The sequence below is a fragment of the Flavobacterium ponti genome, from assembly GCF_042652765.1.
In the GTDB taxonomy this organism is placed as follows: Bacteria; Bacteroidota; Bacteroidia; order Flavobacteriales; family Flavobacteriaceae; genus Flavobacterium; species Flavobacterium ponti.
The window spans coordinates 126,140-126,428 of sequence record NZ_JBHSGW010000026.1 but is presented as its reverse complement, the minus strand read 5'-3'; the positions used below and the strand labels follow the sequence as shown (position 1 = coordinate 126,428).

Below are 289 nucleotides of genomic sequence, written 5' to 3'. Positions count from 1 at the left end.
CATTCCATTACCATACAAATGCGAGCAAACATTGGCAATTGCAGTTGTAGATCAAGAAACAGGAGAAGCAATTCCAAATGTTCAAATCACCTTAATGGATAAAAATATGCAAACTATTGAACAAGTATTTGCCGATGAAAAAGGAATGTATACTTTTGAAAAAGACAAAATAGAGTGTGATAAAGACTACACAGTTCGTGTAACAGGAATCAACGGTTACTCATCAAACGAAAAACCAGTTCACACTGCAAACAAAACAGGAGAAACATTTGTTGAAGTTCCCTTGGAG

General features: G+C 35.3%; 1 protein-coding gene. It reads left to right on the top strand.

Going from position 1 to position 289, the window contains the following annotated elements; all coding sequences use genetic code 11:
• On the top strand, positions 1 to 289 hold a 289-nt coding region (locus ACFO3U_RS11705; protein ID WP_379742471.1), incomplete at both ends, for a carboxypeptidase regulatory-like domain-containing protein.